The following is an 18,469-nucleotide window of genomic DNA, read 5'->3' as shown; positions in this document are numbered from 1 at the left end:
CTGCCGGCGCGGGTACCTTCTGGTATGGTGAGATTTTGCTGCATTCACGCAAATCGCTTTCGTCTCAGCGTGAACGACTCGTGGCATACCCCTGTCCTACCCTGTTGGAGGATACGATGACCGACTTTACCCCCCTGCAGGCCTTGGGGCCGATAGCCCCTTTCGATTCGAAAGGTGGTCAACCGCTGACCGATTATCTGGAATATTATGGTTTGGCCCCGCTGTTGACCGAGCACGTGGGTCTGTATGTCGGCTATCTCGACACGCAGCGCTTCCAGTTGTGGTGCCAGGTATGGAGTCCACCGGAACCGATAGGCACGGCGTTTGTGGTGCACGGTTATTACGACCATTTGGGGCTTTATCGACATCTACTCGAAAGACTATTAGCACAACGCTTTCGCGTGGTGTTATGGGACTTGCCCGGCCACGGCCTTTCCAGCGGACCACGCGCCACGATTAAAGATTTTGAAGACTATCAACACTGCCTGATCTACCTGCAGGACTACCTTGAGCAACAAGGTCTGGCCCCGAAACCTTGGCTGGGTGTCGGGCAAAGTACCGGCGCGGCGATTCTGGCCACCGACGCTCTGACCCGCGCGGATAACGCCCATTGGTCGGGGCTGGTATTGCTGGCACCGCTGGTGCGCCCCTGGGGCTGGAGCCAATCGAGTTGGGTGCATTGGTTGGCAAGTCCGTTCGTGAGTCAGCTACCGCGCAAATACCGGGCTAACACGACCGATGAGGCCTTCACCGAATTTTTACGTGAACAGGACCCGCTCCAGCACAACCACTTGAACGTGGCCTGGATAAGCGCCATGCGCCGTTGGATGCCTCGGCTGCTAGCGCTGCCCCCCAGCCAGGTACCCACCTTGATTCTTCAAGGTGAACAGGACATTACCGTGGATTGGGAATGGAACCTGGCAGTGCTGGAGGAAAAGTTTCCGCAAGCGCAAGTGCATCGTCACCCCGAGGCGCGTCATCATCTGGTCAATGAAGCCGAGCCCATTCGCCAAGTGTTATTCAGTGCTCTGGATGACTTCATCGACCACCTGGCGCTGTCGGCTAGCCTCCTTTCAACAGCCGATCCAGCTGACGATAGCCAATTGCCTCCATGAGATGCGGTTGCGCGGGACGTGGCTCCCCTTGAAGATCCGCCAGGGTCAGCGCCACACGCAGCACCCGATGGTAGGCGCGGGCCGAAAGCCTGAGTTTTTCCAGTACCTCGGCAAGCCAGGCGCGTTCGTCGGCTTGCAGGGCGCAGGCGGCTTCGAGTTCGCGCCCACCCAGATGGCTATTCAATGCGCCACGTGCCAACTGGCGTTCCCGTGCAGCGATGACCCGCTCGCGTACCGCGGCGGAGGACTCCCCCTGGGTCTGGGCGGTGAGTTGCTGCGCAGGCAAGGCGGGCACCTCCACCTGGAGGTCGATGCGGTCCAGCAGCGGGCCGGAAACCCGGGCCTGATAACGCTGGATTTGGGCGTTGCTGCACTGACAACGCTGGCGCGGGTCGCCCAGATGCCCGCAAGGGCAGGGGTTCATCGCCGCCACCAACTGGAACTGAGCCGGATACCGGCGTTCGTGGCTGGCGCGTGCCAGATGAATGGTGCCGGATTCCAGCGGTTGCCTGAGCACCTCCAGCACATGGCGCGAAAATTCGGGTAATTCGTCCAAAAACAGCACGCCGTGGTGGGCAAGCGAGATCTCGCCGGGCTTGGGTTTGGAGCCGCCGCCGACCAGGGCCGCGGCACTGGCACTGTGGTGTGGTTGTCTAAAGGGTCTTCGCCCCCAATGCTGGTCCAGCGTCAGCCCGCAGACCGAGCGCACGGCGGCCACTTCCAGGGCTTCATCGTCGCTCAGCGGCGGTAAAATGCCGGGCAGCCGGCTGGCGAGCATGGTCTTGCCGGTACCCGGCGGACCTGCGAAGAGCAGGTTGTGGCCACCTGCCGCAGCGACTTCCAGGGCGCGGCGCGCCTGATGCTGTCCGCGCACTTCGGCCAGGTCGTCGATCAGGCCTTCCGCCTTGGCTCTGGGGCCGAGCCGGTGCGGCGCAATGTGTTCCTGGCCGAGCAGATGGGCGACCACCTGCCAGAGGTTGTCGGCAGGCAATACCTCCAGATCACCGGCCAGGGCGGCTTCCTCGGCGCATTCCCGGGGGATGATCAAGCGGCGCCTTGTCCTGCGGGTGGCCAGCGCAAAGGGCAGCACCCCGGGAAAAGCGCGCAACTTTCCGTCCAGCGCCAATTCTCCGGCGCACTCCATGCCTTCCAGGGCTTCCACCGGAAGCTGGCCGGAGGCCGCCAGGATCCCTAGGGCGATAGGCAAATCGAAACGCCCGCCTTCCTTGGGTAGATCCGCCGGGGCGAGATTCAGGGTAATGCGCCGGGTGTTGGGAAAATCGAAGCCGGCGTTGACCAAGGCACTGCGTACCCGCTCGCGGCTTTCTTTTACGGCGGTTTCCGGCAAACCCACCAGAGTCAAGCCCGGCAGGCCGTTGGCCAGGTGAACTTCGACGTGCACTTCCGGTGCTTCCAGCCCCAGCCCGGCACGGGTGGCGACAATGGCCAGTGTCATGGCGGTTCCCTCGCGATTTCTCTCCAACCTAGCCTATTTGGCTCTTTCTTGTAAGATAAAAGGGCTAGATCTTTCTAGGAAGGTTGACCCAGCACAGGCTGGAAGATTGATCTTGCTCGGCTCACGGGCGGTGGCGGTAACACCCACGCGGTCAGCGAAGAGAATATCAAAAAAATCAAGCCCAGCTGGTGTGGGCTTGGGCTGGATCATGAATTCCCGGTTTGGGTGACGTATCCGCAGGCTTGTATGCATCGCTGTCGGCGTTCGCCGATGAAGTGTTAGAAGATGTCATCTACGACAGCCAGGCCACGTGTGGCTGCATGAGTATCGACCTAGCCATTGAGAGCGCACCTGATGCCAAGGACACGCTGACAGGGTCAGTGTGTCTTGAGTCCTGCTTGGCGACCGGATAACACGGCTGTCAGGTGAACAGGCCACTTGAGGTGGTCAGATATCGATTGCTGAGACGGTAATCAGGCTACGTTGAACGCTTCAGTTGCCCAGAGACGAATTGATCAGCGGTTCCCTAGACGATGAAATAGAGCAGACGAGAAACAAGCTCGAAGGTTGTCGTGGATTTCCTATCGGGAGACCTGGCGTTCCACTGGAGCATGGCAGTGAGACTTGATCGCCGTATAAGGTACCGCCTTCTCAATGAACACCACATAGAAGAGTATTAGTAATCATTTCCAAGCAATTACATGCAGCTCATCATAAGCTCATTTGAATGTAATTTCGCCCCTGGAGCTTCAATGGGCCTTCAGGAGCGAATAGACGAACTTAGGTTAGAGAATGTGTGTGATCATCCTGTTCAGTTCGCATTCATTGCAACTGATTCTCTTCTACAGTTGATGGTGGCTGCACGCTCCAGTGCTCCGACTTCTCCTTTGGCTTGGGCGAGTTCACCGGAAACATCAGCCCCGAACACTGATCCCAGAGGCAGCAGGAAAAGAAAGACTGAGGCTGCATCCGCCGTTGCCGCGTTGTTCTGCTTCCTTGTAAGTACGTTGCTACGCTCGCGAGCATCAAAGAGTTGGGCGCGAGTATCTCCACAAGACATTCCCGAATACTCCACGGCAGACACAGATGCTGGGGCCACTGAGTTTGCACGGCTTGCACAGCCAGTCACAGTCAGTGATATAAGAGCGATAAATAATACCTTACGGGTGTTCATGTTTAATCCCTTGATCCTTGAATTTAGGTTACTTATTTTTTGAGTAATACTAATTCAGATTAGGACATTTGACGGCATTTAACACTCTTCAATTACTAATACCTTCGTTATAAGGTGCTAGCTTTATTATAGCCCCTCGCCTAGAGCTGCTTCGAAAAAATCTCATTAAGTCATTGAGATATTGCTGAAAAATCATACCACCACACATATGTAACAGATATAAATAATTCTCATTTTCTCTCGCGATTTATTCCTAAATTTAATGGATTCATATGGGTATACCTCAAGAAACTCGGGGTCATTGGTATCAGCGACTTCCCTCCGGACTAACATGAAGAACAAGGCTATGGCTGTCTCTAGGGTTTGTGTGCCTTGTCTGACACCGATGGACTACATGGTCCGTTCTCCCAAGATTTTCTCAGCTACAGCGTGGCTCTTCGTCCGGGACAAATCTTCTGGTAAAACGTCTTGGTATCGAATCTCATCAGCTCATCGAGGACAGCCGGAGTGATCGTGTGTAGTAGTCCAATGAAACCGAGCACCAACGTAGGTGGTAATATTGCCACCATAAGTGAGGTGTCTGATGACCAGAAAAACGGCGATCTTTTATGCCGAAGTACAAGCAGGAAGCTGCCGGCCTGGTGCTTGATCAAGGTATACGATTGCCGAAGCCAGCCGCTCCTTGAATGTCGGCGAAACGCCTTGAGGGGGTGGGTAAAGCAGCTCTCAGAAGAACATGGCGGGGTTACTCCCAAGTCCAAAGCGCTGATGCCGAAGCAGCAGCGGATCCAGGAATTGGAAATCCCGCTGTGAGCGTTTGAAGTATCTCGCTCCAGGCGGTCGGTAGTGGACGCCGAACGAGTGGTTTTGTGAGCCGATGTGAACCGGATATTTCGCAAGAACTGAAGTTCAGCGGGCAGCCGTATGATCACCACCATGCTTAATGACGAAGGCGTTGTGATCGGACGCTTCAAGGTTCGCCAGCTGATGAGTGAACTGGAACTGATCTGCAAACAGCCAGGCCCACACGCCTACAAGCAGGCCACCGTGAAGAGACGATACTGCTTCAACACGCCTTCACTAGACAACGGCTAGGCCGCTGCCCCCCGCTCCAGTCGCTCCACAGGCTAATCCTGCCCGTCTGCCTTCGGGCCGGTCGGTGTTAACCGTTACGTCTGGGGTTTTTGGCCTTTTCGGTCGCTTCGTTGATGTGCTTCTTATGCTCGGCCTTGTCCTTGGTCAGTTGCCAGCCAGGCAGCTCCTTTTCATCATCATGCACATTGCCGTGATGAGGCGTTGTCGTGCCCGCTTTTTGGTTATCTACATTCTCCTCGGGACGATATACCTCTTCTTTTGCGTCTTCTGGGGAAGGTCTGGAAGGTTGAGATGGACTTCCCTTGGGCATGTCTCTTTTTATTAGCTCTTCAGCCCGTTGCTTTTCGTTGGCTTTTTCCTTATCGGTGGGGGCGTTTTTCATGTGATTGCTCCTTTGGCTGTGGTGGCCATTTAGCTTTCCGGCTGAACTACCTTTCCAGCTCCCTTCAGGAAAAAATAGCAGAGCATCAAAAAAAACCAAGCCCAGCGGGTGTGGGCTTGGCCAGTTGTTGTGGACTTGGTTTGCCTCATGAATCGCCGGGCTTGGGTGACGTATCCGCAGGCTTGGGTACTTCGCTGCTGGCGTCCGCCGGGAGAGGAGGCGCTTCGGCTTCCATGGGGGGCGTGTCTTTCGTCGGGACAGGCGCGGCGGAAGCGGACTGTGCTTTATCCACCGCCGCTTCGAGGGCGGCCACCTGGCTTTCCAGGGCCTCTACACGGGCACGGGTACGCTGAAGCACGTCCATCATGATATCGAAATCTTCCCGCGACACGAGCTCGAGACGGTCGAATGCACCGCGCACGACCTGCTGCATGCTTTTTTGAATGTCTTCGGGGGCCTGGGATGCATTCTGCAAACGCTCGCCGATTTGCTGGGCCAGCCGGCTGATGGGGTCTTGGGGCGCCATGGCAGTCTCCTAAAAGTAAGGCCTGAAAGTAAAGCCTGTGAAATTGGGCGTTGCTTTTTACGGTATCCCTCACAGGATACGCAACCCAATGACGACGCGCATGTGCTTGTCAGGGTCTTTTATGCATCAAAATGATGCGAGCGACTTCACAGGCTGATCTTTCCTGGTGCATCAGCGGAAAAACGGCTCTCGAAAACTGGCTTGTTTGACTAGAGGAAGACAAGGAATTTAAAAATAAGATTTTGAAAAAAAACAAATAAATTATTGGTGGCACGGTATGCGCATTAACGGTTCAGGTAATTGCCGGGCGGCATTTGCCGCTGTTCACCAAAGGAGTTCCGGATGAAACTCATTACCGCCATCATCAAACCATTCAAGCTGGACGACGTGCGCGAAGCCCTGGCAGACAATGGGGTTCAAGGAATTACCGTCACGGAAGTCAAAGGATTTGGTCGCCAGAAAGGCCATACCGAGCTTTACCGGGGTGCAGAATACGTGGTGGATTTCCTGCCCAAGGTCAAACTGGAAGTCGCGGTCGACAACGACCGTCTGGAAAGCGTTCTGGATGCCATCTGTAACGCCGCCAATAGCGGCAAGATCGGGGACGGCAAGGTGTTCGTCACTCCTCTTGAAGATGTCATTCGCATTCGTACCGGTGAACGCGGCGCCGATGCCGTTTAAATCTGATGCCATTTAAACCTCTCGCCGTCCAGTGACTGCGTCGTTTGCAAGCCTAAGGGGACATTCCAATGACGGAATTAACAGAGCTGAGTTATGCGCTCGATACGTTCTATTTTTTGATTTGTGGTGTGCTGGTGATGTGGATGGCCGCGGGCTTTTCCATGCTGGAAGCCGGTTTGGTGCGTTCCAAGAATACCGCTGAAATTCTGACCAAGAACATTGCCTTGTTCGCCATCGCCTGCACCATGTACCTGTTAGTCGGCTACTACATCATGTACTCAAGTCCGGGCGGTGGTTTTTTGCCTAATCTCGGTTTCCTGCTGGGCGGCGAAAATAGCGTGGAGGCGGTGACCGCCGGTGGCGATGATGCCCCCTACTATTCCATGCGCGCCGACTTCTTCTTCCAAGTGGTATTCGTGGCCACCGCCATGTCGATCGTCTCGGGTGCCGTGGCCGAGCGCATGAAGCTCTGGGCCTTCCTGGCTTTCTCCGTGGTGATGACAGCTTTCATCTATCCGGTGTCCGGCTACTGGACCTGGGGCGGGGGCTGGCTCGCCGAGGTCGGCTTCTCTGACTACGCTGGCTCCGGCATCGTCCACATGGCGGGTGCCGCCGCTGCGCTTGCCGGTGTTCTGGTGCTGGGTCCGCGTAAGGGCAAGTACGGCAAAGACGGCACTATCTTTGCTATTCCGGGTGCCAACATGCCGCTGGCCACCTTGGGTACCTTCATCCTGTGGATGGGCTGGTTCGGGTTCAACGGCGGCTCTGAATTGAAGATGTCCGATGTGGCGTCCGCCAATAACGTCGCTCAAGTCTTCGTCAATACCAATGCCGCCGCCGCTGGGGGTGTGATCGCTGCGCTGGTTCTGGCCAAACTGTGGTTCCGCAAGGCGGACCTGACCATGGCGCTGAACGGTGCCCTTGCCGGTCTGGTGTCGATTACCGCTGACCCCTTGTCGTCTTCTGCGCTAGGTGCTGCGGCCATAGGGGCCGTGGGCGGGCTGATCGTGGTGGGGGCCATCGTTACGCTGGACAAGATGAAACTCGACGACCCGGTGGGCGCTATTTCCGTGCACGGGGTCGCGGGTATCTGGGGCCTGATGGCGGTGCCGCTGTCCAATGCGGATGCCAGCTTCGGCGCCCAGATCATCGGTGCAATCGCTATCTTCGGTTGGGTATTCTTGGCCAGCCTGGTTGTCTGGCTGATTCTCAAAGCCGTGATGGGCATCAGAGTCACTGAAGAAGAAGAATATGAAGGCGTCGATATCGCCGAATGCGGTCTCGAAGCCTACCCTGAGTTTAGTGCCAGCAAGAAATAAAGCAAAAACAACAAGCTGTCACTTACTTGGTGAGCTGGCGTGCTCCTCTTGGCCTCCCTTCGGGGAGGTCTTTTTTATTCTGTGACCTTGGCGGTGTATGCTTGGGCACTAAGCTCGATAATATGATCCATAGAGGAATTGGCGATGAAACTGATCACAGCAATTATCAAGCCGTTCAAGCTTGACGACGTGCGCGAGTCGCTGTCCGATATTGGCGTGCAAGGCATCACCGTGACGGAAGTGAAAGGCTTCGGCCGGCAAAAGGGCCACACGGAGCTGTATCGGGGTGCCGAGTACGTGGTGGATTTTTTGCCCAAGGTGAAGCTGGAAGTGGCGGTGGATGATGAAATGGCGGAGCAGGTGATTGATGCCATCACTCAAGTGGCCAATAGCGGCAAGATCGGCGACGGCAAGATTTTCGTGATGCCGTTGGAGCAGGTGATTCGTATCCGTACCGGCGAAACCGGCAAAGACGCGGTGTGACCGCTACTTGGCTGCGCTAACCCACTAGTTTCGGTGAACAAGTTAGTTGCGGCAACAAAAAAGTCCCATCGCTTCAATGCGATGGGACTTTTTTCGATAACGACTTCTTGATGGCGCCGGGGCGGGTTTACTTCTCGACGAAGGCGCGCTCGATAACGTAATCGCCTGGCTCGCCCATGCGTGGCGAAATATTCAGACCCAGTTCATCAAGCAAGGCACTGGTGTCGTCAAGCATGGCGGGGCTGCCGCAGATCATGGCGCGGTCCTGACGCGGGTCGATGGGAGGCAGGCCAGTATCCTCGAATAACTTGCCGGTGCGAATATGATCGGTCAGGCGACCCATGGTGTGGAACTCTTCCCGGGTGACCGTGGGGTAGTAGACCAGTTTTTCAGCGATCTCTTCACCCAAGTATTCATGCGCGGGCAATTCACGTGTGATGAAATCCGTATAGGCCAACTCGGAAACGTGGCGCACCCCATGAATCAACACGACTTTTTCGAAGCGCTCAAAAACTTCCGGGTCTTGAATCAAACTCATGAACGGCGCCAGACCGGTGCCGGTCGAGAGCATATAAAGGTTGCGCCCCGGCAGAAGGTCATCGGTGACCAGGGTGCCGGTGGGCTTGCGGCTGACCATGATCTGATCCCCGACCTTGAGGTGTTGCAGGCGTGATGTCAGTGGGCCGTCCGGCACCTTGATACTGAAGAATTCAAGGTGATCTTCGTAGTTGGGGCTGGCGATGGAATAGGCGCGCATCAAGGGCTTACCATTCACTTCCAGCCCGATCATGACAAATTGACCGTTTTTGAAACGCAGGCTTCGCTCACGGGTGGTACGAAAGCTGAACAGCGAATCGTTCCAATGATGAACGCTGAGAACTTCTTCCAGGGCAAATTTGCTCATGATGGCTCCTTGCTGTTGGGTCGTTTTTATTCGTTTTTAGAATAAAAAATTGAGTAAGGTTGCCGACAAGTCTAAAAAACTTTGGTATATCTGTTAAGCAGATAATATGGATAACGTTTATCAGTGTTTTCGATAAAGGGTTTTCGATAAGCAATTTTGATAAGGCGTTTCGCCAACGCTAATGTTCAACCGATAGGTCGGCATTCGTGTCACTGAGGTGAATCATGCATTACACCCTGCGTCAGCTGGAAGTGTTTGTGGCGGTGGCCCAGCATGAAAGCGTTTCTCAGGCGGCACGCACCTTAGCGCTTTCCCAGTCTGCTACGAGTACGGCACTTGCGGAGCTGGAGCGACAATTTGACTGCCAGCTGCTGGATCGCCTCGGAAAGCGCTTGAAGCTCAATGCGCTGGGATTTCAGCTACTACCCAAGGCGGTAGCGCTGCTTGATCGGGGCGAAGAGATCGAAGAACTGCTGCGTGGTCAGCAGGGGGTAGGCTCGCTGGATGTGGGGGCAACGCTGACCATTGGCAATTACCTGGCAACGCTGTTGATCAGTGACTTCATGCAGCGCTATCCCGGAAGCCGGGTGCGGCTGGCGGTGCGCAATACGCGCAATATCATCGAGGGTGTACGTCAACACACATTGGATCTGGGCTTGATAGAAGGCCAATGCGATGACGAGGCAATCATCAGCCAGCCGTGGGTGGAAGATGAGCTATGCGTGTTCTGCTCACCACGCCATCCGCTGGCGGGAAGTCAGAACCTTGAACTCGAGCGCCTGTTGCGCGAGGACTGGATCATGCGCGAACAGGGCTCGGGGACGCGCATGACGCTGGAGCAGGCCGCCCGCCACCGGCGCAGCCGTTTCAATACGTTGCTCGAACTTGAGCATACCGAAGGCATAAAACGAGCAGTAGAGTCGGGCTTGGGCATTGGCTGTATTTCGAAACTGGCCCTGCGCGATGCGTTCCGGCGCGGCAGTCTGGTACCGCTGCCCACGCCGGAGCTGGACTTGAAACGCCAGTTCACCTTCATCTGGCACCGTCACAAATACCTGACCACCGGCGTAAGGGAGTTTCTGCGGCTGTGCCGCGAGATGACTGCCGGGGCCAAGCGTAGTGATGAAATCGCGCTACCTTACACTCCTTGAGTAAAGAGCTCAGGTTCAACGCAACTCGCTGACGGCTTCCTTGATATCTTCCAGCGGCGCCTTGCTGAGGTCCTTGGACAGAGTGTGCAGAACCAGTTTGCGGGTGGGGTTATCCAGCTCGTCTCGCAGCAATCCGAGAAACTTGGGAGGGGCCACCAGGATGAGTTTTTCCATCTGGTTATCAACGCGAGCCTGGTAAAGCCGGTCGGCGACTTGTTTGGCAAATACTCTCGCCTCATGTTTCGAGGCGACGCCTTCCGGGTAAGAAGACCGTGAGCCAGGTGCCATCGACTCACTCACATCAGCGTCGCTACCTGTTACAAGGTCACCTTCGTGCAACCGCCCTTCGGCATGCACCAAGCTTTCCTTTTCGGTCACTGTCAGGGCGTCACGGGTGAAGATTCGAGCGCGTGCTGCATCGGCTACCACGATATAAGTCGTCATAGAGTCGCTTACTCCTGTGGGTGAGTGTCAGTTAAACCATGGCAAGTCTTGGGGAAATGGTCAACTACCGCTGCCGCTACAAAGACTCACGGTACCCCAAGACTCGCTATTTCAAAGACTCACTATTCCAATCCCATGACTCAGTGACCGAGGATCTGGCTGAGAAACAGCTGTGTGCGCTCGGATTGTGGGTTGTTGAAGAACGGCTCGGGTGCATTTTCCTCGATGATCTGGCCCTGATCCATGAAGATCACCCGATCTGCCACGGTCTTGGCAAAGCCCATTTCATGGGTCACGCACATCATGGTCATGCCTTCATGGGCAAGCTCGACCATGACATCCAGCACTTCCTTGATCATTTCCGGGTCCAGCGCCGAGGTCGGTTCGTCGAACAGCATGACGTCCGGGTGCATGCACAGCGAACGTGCAATAGCCACGCGCTGCTGCTGACCCCCGGAAAGCTGGCCTGGGTACTTTTTCGCCTGCTCGGCGATCTGTACTCGCTCCAGGTACTGCATGGCTTCCGCCTCGGCCTCGCGCCGTGATTTCTTCTGGACCCACATCGGTGCAATACAGCAATTTTCGAGGACGGTCAGGTGGGGAAACAGGTTGAAGTGCTGAAACACCATCCCTACGCTCCGGCGAATCTGCTCGATGCGCTTCACATCCTGGGTCAGTGGGACGCCACCCACCACGATTTCGCCTTTCTGATGTTCTTCCAGATGGTTGATGCAGCGAATCAGGGTGGACTTGCCCGACCCCGAAGGGCCGCAGATGACGATACGCTCACCACGCTTCACTTCCAGATCGATGTCGCGCAGGACGTGAAAATCACCGAACCATTTATTGACATTGTGCATCTCGACCATCAGGTCTGCTGGCTGTGTGGCTGTTTGATTCATGATGTTTTCCTGACAGGTTCCTGAGTGATCAACGCTTGTGGCCGGTGTGCAGCTTGCGTTCGAGGTATTGGCTGTAGCGCGACATGCTGAAACAGAAGATCCAGAACATGAAGGCGGCAAAGACGTAGCCTTCCAGCGAAAAGCCCAGCCAGCGCGAGTCGGAAAGCGCAGCCTGCACGATCCCGAGCAAGTCGAACAACCCAATGATCATTACCAGGGTGGTGTCCTTGAACAACGAGATAAACGTATTGACGATGCCGGGAATCATCATCTTGAGCGTTTGGGGCATCACGATCAGGGCGGTACGTTTCCAGTAGGTCATGCCCAGCGCGGCGGCAGCTTCCTCCTGACCTTTGGGAATCGCCTGCAGTCCGCCACGTATCACTTCCGCCATGTAGGCGCTCTGGAACAGGGTTATCCCGATCAGGGCGCGTATCAGGCGGTCTACACTGAGCTCCGAGGGCAAAAACAGCGGCAGCATCACCGAGGCCATGAACAGCACCGTGATCAAGGGCACACCACGCCAGAACTCGATGAACACCACACAGAAGCTCTTGACGATAGGCATGTTCGAGCGCCGCCCCAGTGCCAGCACGATACCGATAGGTAAAGCACCCACCATGCCCACCACTGCCAGGATCAGGGTCAACATCAACCCGCCCCAGCGATGCGTCGGCACCCGGGGCAGGTCGAAATAGCCACCGTGGAGCAACACATAGGCGATGACCGGAAAAGCGGTCAGGGCGAAGATCGCCACCCAGCGCTTGTAAGGCAGGCGCGGGATCGCCAGCCAGGCAATCAGGATGGCGAAGCCTGCGAAGACGATATTGCCCCGCCATAGTTCTTCCCGGGGATAGAGTCCGTAAATGAACTGGGTGAAGCGCGCATTGACGAATACCCAGCAGGCGCCTTCGCCGGAGCAGTCATCGCGTGAGGTACCGATCCAGTCGGCATTGATGAATGCCCACTGAATGGTGGGTACCAAAAGAAGGTACAGCACGTAGAGCCCGAGCAGCGTGAAGACGCTATTGATCGGTCCGCTGAACAGGTTGGCGCGCATCCAGGCTAGCGGGCCGATGGTGCTGCGCGGTGCCGGCTGCTGGGGAATCATGTCTTGATTATGGATCATGCTTGTCTCCTAACCTCGCCTGGGCCTAGCGTTCCACCAGCGCAACGCGGGCGTTGAACCAGTTCATGAACATGGAGACCACTAGACTGATGGTCAGGTATACCGCCATGGTCATGGCGATGACTTCGATTGCCTGGCCTGTCTGGTTCAGTGTGGTGCCGGCGAATACCGAAACCAGATCCGGATAGCCGATGGCGGTGGCCAGCGACGAGTTCTTGATCAGGTTCAGGTATTGGCTGGTCAGCGGGGGAATGATCACCCTCAGTGCCTGGGGAATGATCACCAGGCGTAGCACCAGCTTGCGGGGCAGGCTCAGCGCCTGGGCGGCTTCGGTCTGTCCGTGAGAAATCGCCTGAATACCCGAACGCACGATTTCGGCGATGAACGAGGCGGTATAGATCGATAGCGCCAGCCACAGTGCCAGGAACTCGGGAATGATCGTAATACCACCGCGGAAGTTGAAACCGCGTAGTTCCGGCATATCCCAGGTCACCGGTACACCGGTGGCAACCAATGCCAATAGCGGCAAGCCGAAAATCAGCAGCAGCGATATCCAGCCCGCCGGCAGGCGCTTGCCGGTAGCGTCTTGGCGCCGCTTGTTCCATATCACCAGCACGATGCTAGCAATGATTGCCACAAGGAACGTCGCCGGGATGATGCCGAAACCCGATTCGAACAACGGCTCGGGCAGGTAGAGTCCGCGCACATTGAGAAACACCGCTTCGCCGAACGCGAGGCTGTCCCTTGCGCTAGGCAGGGTACGCAGCACGGCGAAATACCAGAAAAAAATCTGCAGTAGCAGAGGGATGTTGCGAAAGATCTCGATATAGCCATTGGCCAGGCGTGCCAACAACCAATTGGGCGACAGCCGGGCAATACCCACGGTAAAGCCGATGATAGTCGCTGCGAGAACGCCCAGGCCCCCTACCAGCAACGTATTGAGTAGCCCCACCAGAAAGGTGCGTGCGTAGCTACTTTGAGAAGAGTAATCCACCAACGTCTGGACGATGCCGAAACCGGCGGTATTGCTGAGAAAACCGAAGCCTGTGGTGATGCCGCGAGCTTCCAGGTTGGCCTGGGTGTTTCCCACGATATACAGCAGGAAAGCTGCCACGGCAGCGACTAACAGCAGCTGAAAGATGAGGGCACGCTTGGCGCGGTCTCGCCAGAAAGGGGGCTTTTGGCCCCCTGGGCGAGCATTGGGTCTAACGGACATGGGTTGCGTCTCCGCCACACGGAAAGTCATTCAAAAGGCCCGCCATGCTCTTGAAAAGGGCGGCGGGCCAAAGGTCAAGCGAGACGCTTAGCGAATCGGCGGTGCGTACTGGATGCCGCCCTCTGTCCATAGAGCATTGACACCACGTTCAATTTCCAGCGGGGAGTCCATGCCCACGTTACGGTCGAAGCTTTCGCCGTAGTTGCCCACTTGCTTGATGATGTTGTAAGCCCAGTCGGCCTCGAGACCCATGGCTTCGCCGTAGTTGTCGCCCTGGCCCAGGATACGCGCGATGTTGGGGTCTTCGGAGCTCAGCATGTCGTCGACATTGGCGCTGTTAAGGCCATATTCCTCGGCATTGATCATGGCGAACAGCGACCATTTGACGATATTGAACCAGGTGTCATCCCCTTGACGAACCACGGGACCCAGCGGTTCCTTGGAAATGATTTCCGGCAGGATCATGGAGCCTTTAGGGTTGTCCAGCTGAATGCGCAGTGCGGCCAGCTGGGAGGTATCAGAAGTCAGGACGTCACAGCGCCCCGCCTGATAGCCGCCCACGGTCTGTTCGGAAGTATCGAAAACGATCGGATCGAACTGCATGTCATTGGCGCGGAAGTAGTCGGCCACATTGAGTTCGGTGGTGGTCCCGGATTGAACGCAGATGGCCGCCCCATCAAGCTCTTTGGCGCTGCCAACACCCAGGTCACGATTGATCATGAAGCCGATGCCGTCGTAGAAGCTCACGCCGGTGAAGTTCAGCCCCAGAGTGGTATCGCGGGTGGTGGTCCAGGTGGTATTGCGCGACAGGACGTCTACTTCGCCGGACTGCAGGGCGGTGAAACGCTCCACGGCATTCAGCGAAATGTAGTCCACGGCCTCGGAATCACCGAGTACGGCAGCGGCTACCGCGCGGCATACGTCCACATCCAGCCCTTGCCAGTTGCCTTGGTCATCGGGAGAAGAGAAGCCCGGCAGACCATCGCTGACACCGCACTGTACGGCGCCGTTGCTGCGTGTATCTTCAAGCGTATCGGCCTGAGCGGTGGTCATGCCCGTCAGTGCCAAGGAGCCGGCTGACGCCAGCAGTACCCAGTGTTTCTTGTTCAGCATGTGAGTTCCTCACCTACGAAAATAATATGTTGCATGCCTAGGCATGTGTTTTAAAACCTAACAAAGAAGGTGCCAAGAGGGGTATGGCTGTGAATTCATCGAGCTTTCAACGCTTGATAAAACTGCTCGAAAAAGGCGCAAGGCTTGGCGGTGAAATAGGCTATTCGTGGGGTACGCAAGACCCTGCCGACATCAGCTCGACAGGGTCTTGCAGGGTTTCGAGAATCGTTTTTGGCAACAGTTCTTGGAAGGAATCAGCGGGAAAGCAATCAGCGAATCGGCGGGGCGTACAGAATGCCGCCATCTGTCCACAAGGCGTTGAGGCCACGGGAAATGGCAAATTCGGAGTCCTTGCCGAGGTTACGGTCGTACATCTCGGCGTAATTGCCCACTTGCTTGATGATGTTGTAGGCCCAGTCGGCCTCGAGACCCATGGCTTCGCCGTAGTTGTCGCCCTGGCCCAGAATGCGCGCGATGTTGGGGTCTTCGGAGCCCAACATCTCATCCACATTGGTACTGCTGATGCCGTACTCTTCGGCATTGATCATGGCGAACAGCGACCATTTGACGATGTTGAACCATTGATCGTCACCTTGGCGAACGGCGGGACCTAGCGGTTCCTTGGAGATGATTTCCGGCAATACCTCGGCACTTTCCGGGTCTTTCAGTTGCATGCGCTGGGCGTAGAGCTGGGAAGCATCCGAGCTCAGAACATCACAGCGGCCCTCTTCGAAGCCGATGATCGACTGTTCAGGGGCATCGAATATGACCGGATCGTAACTCATGTCATTGACCCGGAAATAATCCGCCAGATTCAGCTCGCTGGTGGTGCCCGCCTGAGTACAGACGGCTGCGCCATCCAGTTCCTGTGCGCTCTGGACGCCCAGATCGCTTGCCACCATGAAGGCCTGGCCATCGTAATAACTGACGCCGGTAAAGTTCACCCCCATGCCGGTATCGCGGCTCGAGGTCCAGGTGGTAGTGCGCGACAACATGTCCACTTCACCGGATTGAATCGCGGTGAAACGTTCCACCGAATCCAGCGGCACGAACTGTACTTTTTCGGAGTCGCCGAGTACCGCCGCTGCCACGGCGCGGCACACATCGGTGTCCAGGCCAAGGTAGGTCTCTTCATCGTTGAGCGCTGAAAACCCCGGCTGGGCGGCATTCACGCCACAACGCACACTGTCATTTTCCAACACATCATCCAGTGTTGCCGCCTGGGCCAATAACGGCCCGGTCATTAACGCGGCCATCCCCACCATCAAATTGTTGCGCATACTTTTCCCCTTTCTTGGCATTGTTTTTGGAACGACTGTTCTCGGAACGGTTGTTAGGTAGCACCGGCACTGAGTAGCTTCAAAGCATTTCGAGACGCTTATTCGACAAACGCACGACGCATGAAGGGCGGCAATACCAGGGCGCCACGATGCGCCTCGGGCGTATAGTAGTCCAATGGCATTTCGCTGCTGGCGGCGTCTTGTTCACGAAAAGCGCCGACATCGGCATTCTTGCCCGCCAAGGTCACGCTCCACCAGCCTGAAGGATATACCGGCTGCGGGAAGGGCAGCGTCGCCACGCTGTCGAATCCCGCTTCCTGCATGTCCCGGCGCAGTTCACGAATGATCGAGCCGCTGTGATAAAGCGGCGATTCGCTCTGTTGCACCATGACACCGCCGGGCTTGAGGATGCGGTAGCAGCGCTTGAGGAAATCGGTCTTGAACAGGCCTTCCGCCGGGCCCACCGGGTCGGTGGAGTCGATGATCAGGACGTCAATGCTTTCATCCGGGGTGTCATCCACCCATTTCACGCCATCGGCGAACAGCAGCTCGGCACGCGGGTCGTCATTGGCTTCCACCAGGGCAGGAAAGAAACGCTCGGCGGCCTTGGTGACTTCTTGATCGATATCGATCTGAGTGACCTTTTCCACCCCGGGGTGACGCAGCACTTCCTTCAGTGTGCCGCAATCGCCCCCACCGATAATCACCACATGCCTGGGATCGGCATGGGTGAACAGGGCCGGGTGAGCGATCATTTCGTGATAGAGGAAGTTGTCGCGATCGGTCAGCATCACGCAGCCATCCAGCACCATCAGGTTGCCGAAGGTCTCGGTAGCGTAGACTTCAAGGTGTTGATAGGGGCTCTGCACGTCGAGCAGCTTTTCGGTTACCTTGAGCGAAAAGGCGCTGCCGTGGCTGTTGAAGACTTCGGTGAACCACTGACCGTCAAGCGATGAGGACATTACTTGGCTCCTTGAGTGGAGGTGCTCGCAATATCGCGGTGATACGCCGGGCTGAGCTCATGCAGCGCATCCATAAAGGCGGTGACGTGATCCGGATTGGTAAACTGGCTGATGCCGTGGCCGAGGTTGAAAATATGACCCGGGCCTTCTCCGTAGCTTTCCAGTACCCGGGCGACTTCCGCACGTATGGCCGAAGGCCGGGCGAACAGTACATTGGGGTCGAGATTGCCTTGGAGTGCCACTTTATGCCCCACGCGCTGCCGGGCGTTGGAAAGCTCGGTCGACCAGTCCAGGCCCACGGCGTCGCTGCCGACGGCGGCGATGTGTTCCAGCCACTGCCCGCCGTTCTTGGTGAACAGGATGACCGGTACACGCCGCCCTTCGTGGTTGCGAATCAAGCCGGCGACAATCTGCTCCATGTAGCGCAGCGAGAATTCCAGGTACGCCGGCGTGGAAAGTGCCCCGCCCCAAGTATCGAAGATCTGTACTGCCTGGGCACCGGCACGAATCTGGGCATTGAGGTAGTCGGTGACCGCATGAGCCAGGGTATCCAACAGCTGATGCATGGTATCCGGCGTGTCGTAGAGCATGGTCTTCACATGGCGGAAGTCCTTGCTCGAGCTGCCTTCGACCATATAGGTGGCCAGCGTCCAAGGGCTGCCGGAAAAGCCGATCAGCGGCATGCGACCGTTGAGTTCACGGCGGATCGTGGAAACCGCCCGCATGACATAGCCCAGGTCACGTTCGGCATCGGGAACGCTGAGCGCGGCGACGTCTTCCGCGGTACGCACCGTCTTGCGAAATTTCGGCCCTTCGCCGGTTTCGAAGTAAAGGCCCAGCCCCATGGCATCGGGGATGGTCAGAATGTCCGAAAACAGGATGGCGGCGTCCAGCGGGTAGCGTTCCAGCGGCTGCATGGTGACTTCGCAGGCCAGGTCATGGTTGCGGCACAGGTCCATGAAGCTTCCGGCATCGGCGCGTGAAGCACGGTATTCAGGCAGATAACGCCCGGCCTGGCGCATCATCCATACCGGGGTGCGGTCCACGGGCTGGCGCGCCAGGGCGCGCAGGAAACGATCATTATGCAGAGGTTGGATAGACATGAAAGACGAACTCTTGAGACATTTGTCTGCATTG

Annotated in this window: 18 protein-coding genes and 1 pseudogene; 6 read left to right on the top strand and 13 right to left on the bottom strand. The window is 56.7% G+C overall.

The window, feature by feature from the left end; all coding sequences use genetic code 11:
• The first annotated feature begins 116 nt into the window (after positions 1-116).
• Positions 117-1,115, top strand: coding sequence for an alpha/beta hydrolase (locus tag LG290_RS15915; protein WP_160418396.1), 999 nt, complete (start codon positions 117-119; stop codon positions 1,113-1,115).
• Here the strand turns inward: LG290_RS15915 and LG290_RS15910 are convergent.
• Together LG290_RS15910 and LG290_RS15905 are read right to left on the bottom strand one after the other, a co-directional pair.
• Positions 1,063-2,571: a YifB family Mg chelatase-like AAA ATPase gene (locus LG290_RS15910; RefSeq protein WP_499835616.1), complete on the bottom strand. Its 1,509-nt coding sequence runs from the start codon at positions 2,569-2,571 to the stop codon at positions 1,063-1,065. The genes LG290_RS15915 and LG290_RS15910 overlap by 53 nt on opposite strands.
• A gap of 811 nt (positions 2,572-3,382) precedes the next feature.
• Positions 3,383-3,745: a hypothetical protein gene (locus LG290_RS15905; RefSeq protein WP_499835615.1), complete on the bottom strand. Its 363-nt coding sequence runs from the start codon at positions 3,743-3,745 to the stop codon at positions 3,383-3,385.
• A gap of 608 nt (positions 3,746-4,353) precedes the next feature.
• On the opposite strand from LG290_RS15905, the pseudogene LG290_RS15900 reads away from it, so the two are divergent.
• Positions 4,354-4,795, top strand: a pseudogene (locus LG290_RS15900) (transposase); the annotation flags it as partial.
• A 112-nt stretch (positions 4,796-4,907) separates the two neighbouring features.
• Here LG290_RS15900 and LG290_RS15895 read toward each other — a convergent pair.
• Both LG290_RS15895 and LG290_RS15890 read right to left on the bottom strand, forming a co-directional pair.
• Complete coding sequence (locus LG290_RS15895) at positions 4,908-5,222, bottom strand: hypothetical protein (RefSeq protein WP_499835614.1); 315 nt, start codon at positions 5,220-5,222, stop codon at positions 4,908-4,910.
• A gap of 145 nt (positions 5,223-5,367) precedes the next feature.
• Entirely contained in the window at positions 5,368-5,748 is a 381-nt protein-coding gene (locus tag LG290_RS15890) for an accessory factor UbiK family protein (RefSeq protein ID WP_499835613.1), read from the bottom strand.
• Positions 5,749-6,090: 342 nt separating this feature from the next.
• Between LG290_RS15890 and LG290_RS15885 the strand changes: the two genes are divergently transcribed.
• From LG290_RS15885 to glnK, 3 genes are all read left to right on the top strand, one after another.
• Positions 6,091-6,429, top strand: coding sequence for a P-II family nitrogen regulator (locus LG290_RS15885; RefSeq protein WP_499835612.1), 339 nt, complete (start codon positions 6,091-6,093; stop codon positions 6,427-6,429).
• A 68-nt stretch (positions 6,430-6,497) separates the two neighbouring features.
• Positions 6,498-7,748, top strand: a complete 1,251-nt coding sequence (locus tag LG290_RS15880; RefSeq protein WP_499835611.1) for an ammonium transporter — start codon at positions 6,498-6,500, stop codon at positions 7,746-7,748.
• Between the two features lie 144 nt (positions 7,749-7,892).
• Positions 7,893-8,231 carry a P-II family nitrogen regulator gene (gene glnK, locus LG290_RS15875; RefSeq protein WP_160418385.1) on the top strand — a complete coding sequence of 113 codons (339 nt, stop codon included), beginning with the start codon at positions 7,893-7,895 and terminating at the stop codon, positions 8,229-8,231.
• Between the two features lie 127 nt (positions 8,232-8,358).
• Here the strand turns inward: glnK and LG290_RS15870 are convergent, their stop codons facing one another.
• A complete protein-coding gene (locus tag LG290_RS15870; protein WP_160418384.1) occupies positions 8,359-9,135 on the bottom strand; it encodes a ferredoxin--NADP reductase in 777 nt (258 codons plus the stop codon).
• A 224-nt stretch (positions 9,136-9,359) separates the two neighbouring features.
• Here LG290_RS15870 and LG290_RS15865 point away from each other — a divergent pair, with 224 nt between their 5' ends.
• Positions 9,360-10,286: a LysR family transcriptional regulator gene (locus tag LG290_RS15865; RefSeq protein ID WP_160418383.1), complete on the top strand. Its 927-nt coding sequence runs from the start codon at positions 9,360-9,362 to the stop codon at positions 10,284-10,286.
• A 15-nt stretch (positions 10,287-10,301) separates the two neighbouring features.
• On the opposite strand, the gene LG290_RS15860 is transcribed toward LG290_RS15865, so the two are convergent.
• The 8 genes from LG290_RS15860 to hemE form a co-directional block, all read right to left on the bottom strand.
• Positions 10,302-10,730, bottom strand: a complete 429-nt coding sequence (locus tag LG290_RS15860; protein WP_160418382.1) for a host attachment protein — start codon at positions 10,728-10,730, stop codon at positions 10,302-10,304.
• Between the two features lie 140 nt (positions 10,731-10,870).
• A complete protein-coding gene (locus tag LG290_RS15855; protein WP_114485434.1) occupies positions 10,871-11,599 on the bottom strand; it encodes an amino acid ABC transporter ATP-binding protein in 729 nt (242 codons plus the stop codon).
• Positions 11,600-11,660: 61 nt separating this feature from the next.
• Positions 11,661-12,761, bottom strand: a complete 1,101-nt coding sequence (locus tag LG290_RS15850; RefSeq protein ID WP_160418381.1) for an amino acid ABC transporter permease — start codon at positions 12,759-12,761, stop codon at positions 11,661-11,663.
• A gap of 25 nt (positions 12,762-12,786) precedes the next feature.
• Positions 12,787-13,977, bottom strand: coding sequence for an amino acid ABC transporter permease (locus LG290_RS15845; RefSeq protein ID WP_499835610.1), 1,191 nt, complete (start codon positions 13,975-13,977; stop codon positions 12,787-12,789).
• An 87-nt stretch (positions 13,978-14,064) separates the two neighbouring features.
• Entirely contained in the window at positions 14,065-15,090 is a 1,026-nt protein-coding gene (locus tag LG290_RS15840) for an amino acid ABC transporter substrate-binding protein (RefSeq protein ID WP_160418379.1), read from the bottom strand.
• Positions 15,091-15,359: 269 nt separating this feature from the next.
• Positions 15,360-16,370, bottom strand: coding sequence for an amino acid ABC transporter substrate-binding protein (locus LG290_RS15835; protein WP_499835609.1), 1,011 nt, complete (start codon positions 16,368-16,370; stop codon positions 15,360-15,362).
• 98 nt (positions 16,371-16,468) lie between these two features.
• Positions 16,469-17,332, bottom strand: coding sequence for a polyamine aminopropyltransferase (gene speE / locus LG290_RS15830; RefSeq protein WP_499835607.1), 864 nt, complete (start codon positions 17,330-17,332; stop codon positions 16,469-16,471).
• Positions 17,332-18,435: a uroporphyrinogen decarboxylase gene (gene hemE, locus LG290_RS15825; protein ID WP_160418376.1), complete on the bottom strand. Its 1,104-nt coding sequence runs from the start codon at positions 18,433-18,435 to the stop codon at positions 17,332-17,334. The genes speE and hemE overlap by 1 nt, the downstream gene beginning before the upstream one ends.
• Positions 18,436-18,469: the final 34 nt, after the last annotated feature.

This window comes from Halomonas sediminis, assembly GCF_044871105.1.
GTDB lineage: Bacteria > Pseudomonadota > Gammaproteobacteria > Pseudomonadales > Halomonadaceae > Vreelandella > Vreelandella zhuhanensis.
The sequence above is the reverse complement of the archived record's forward strand: the minus strand, read 5'-3'. Positions and strand labels throughout refer to the sequence as shown.

Coding starts and splice junctions, on each gene's coding strand:
- LG290_RS15915 (WP_160418396.1), top strand. CDS start 117: ATGACCGACTTTACCCCCCTGCAGGCCTTGGGGCCGATAGCCCCTTTC.
- LG290_RS15910 (WP_499835616.1), bottom strand. CDS start 2,571: ATGACACTGGCCATTGTCGCCACCCGTGCCGGGCTGGGGCTGGAAGCA.
- LG290_RS15905 (WP_499835615.1), bottom strand. CDS start 3,745: ATGAACACCCGTAAGGTATTATTTATCGCTCTTATATCACTGACTGTG.
- LG290_RS15895 (WP_499835614.1), bottom strand. CDS start 5,222: ATGAAAAACGCCCCCACCGATAAGGAAAAAGCCAACGAAAAGCAACGG.
- LG290_RS15890 (WP_499835613.1), bottom strand. CDS start 5,748: ATGGCGCCCCAAGACCCCATCAGCCGGCTGGCCCAGCAAATCGGCGAG.
- LG290_RS15885 (WP_499835612.1), top strand. CDS start 6,091: ATGAAACTCATTACCGCCATCATCAAACCATTCAAGCTGGACGACGTG.
- LG290_RS15880 (WP_499835611.1), top strand. CDS start 6,498: ATGACGGAATTAACAGAGCTGAGTTATGCGCTCGATACGTTCTATTTT.
- glnK (WP_160418385.1), top strand. CDS start 7,893: ATGAAACTGATCACAGCAATTATCAAGCCGTTCAAGCTTGACGACGTG.
- LG290_RS15870 (WP_160418384.1), bottom strand. CDS start 9,135: ATGAGCAAATTTGCCCTGGAAGAAGTTCTCAGCGTTCATCATTGGAAC.
- LG290_RS15865 (WP_160418383.1), top strand. CDS start 9,360: ATGCATTACACCCTGCGTCAGCTGGAAGTGTTTGTGGCGGTGGCCCAG.
- LG290_RS15860 (WP_160418382.1), bottom strand. CDS start 10,730: ATGACGACTTATATCGTGGTAGCCGATGCAGCACGCGCTCGAATCTTC.
- LG290_RS15855 (WP_114485434.1), bottom strand. CDS start 11,599: ATGGTCGAGATGCACAATGTCAATAAATGGTTCGGTGATTTTCACGTC.
- LG290_RS15850 (WP_160418381.1), bottom strand. CDS start 12,761: ATGATCCATAATCAAGACATGATTCCCCAGCAGCCGGCACCGCGCAGC.
- LG290_RS15845 (WP_499835610.1), bottom strand. CDS start 13,977: ATGTCCGTTAGACCCAATGCTCGCCCAGGGGGCCAAAAGCCCCCTTTC.
- LG290_RS15840 (WP_160418379.1), bottom strand. CDS start 15,090: ATGCTGAACAAGAAACACTGGGTACTGCTGGCGTCAGCCGGCTCCTTG.
- LG290_RS15835 (WP_499835609.1), bottom strand. CDS start 16,370: ATGCGCAACAATTTGATGGTGGGGATGGCCGCGTTAATGACCGGGCCG.
- speE (WP_499835607.1), bottom strand. CDS start 17,332: ATGTCCTCATCGCTTGACGGTCAGTGGTTCACCGAAGTCTTCAACAGC.
- hemE (WP_160418376.1), bottom strand. CDS start 18,435: ATGTCTATCCAACCTCTGCATAATGATCGTTTCCTGCGCGCCCTGGCG.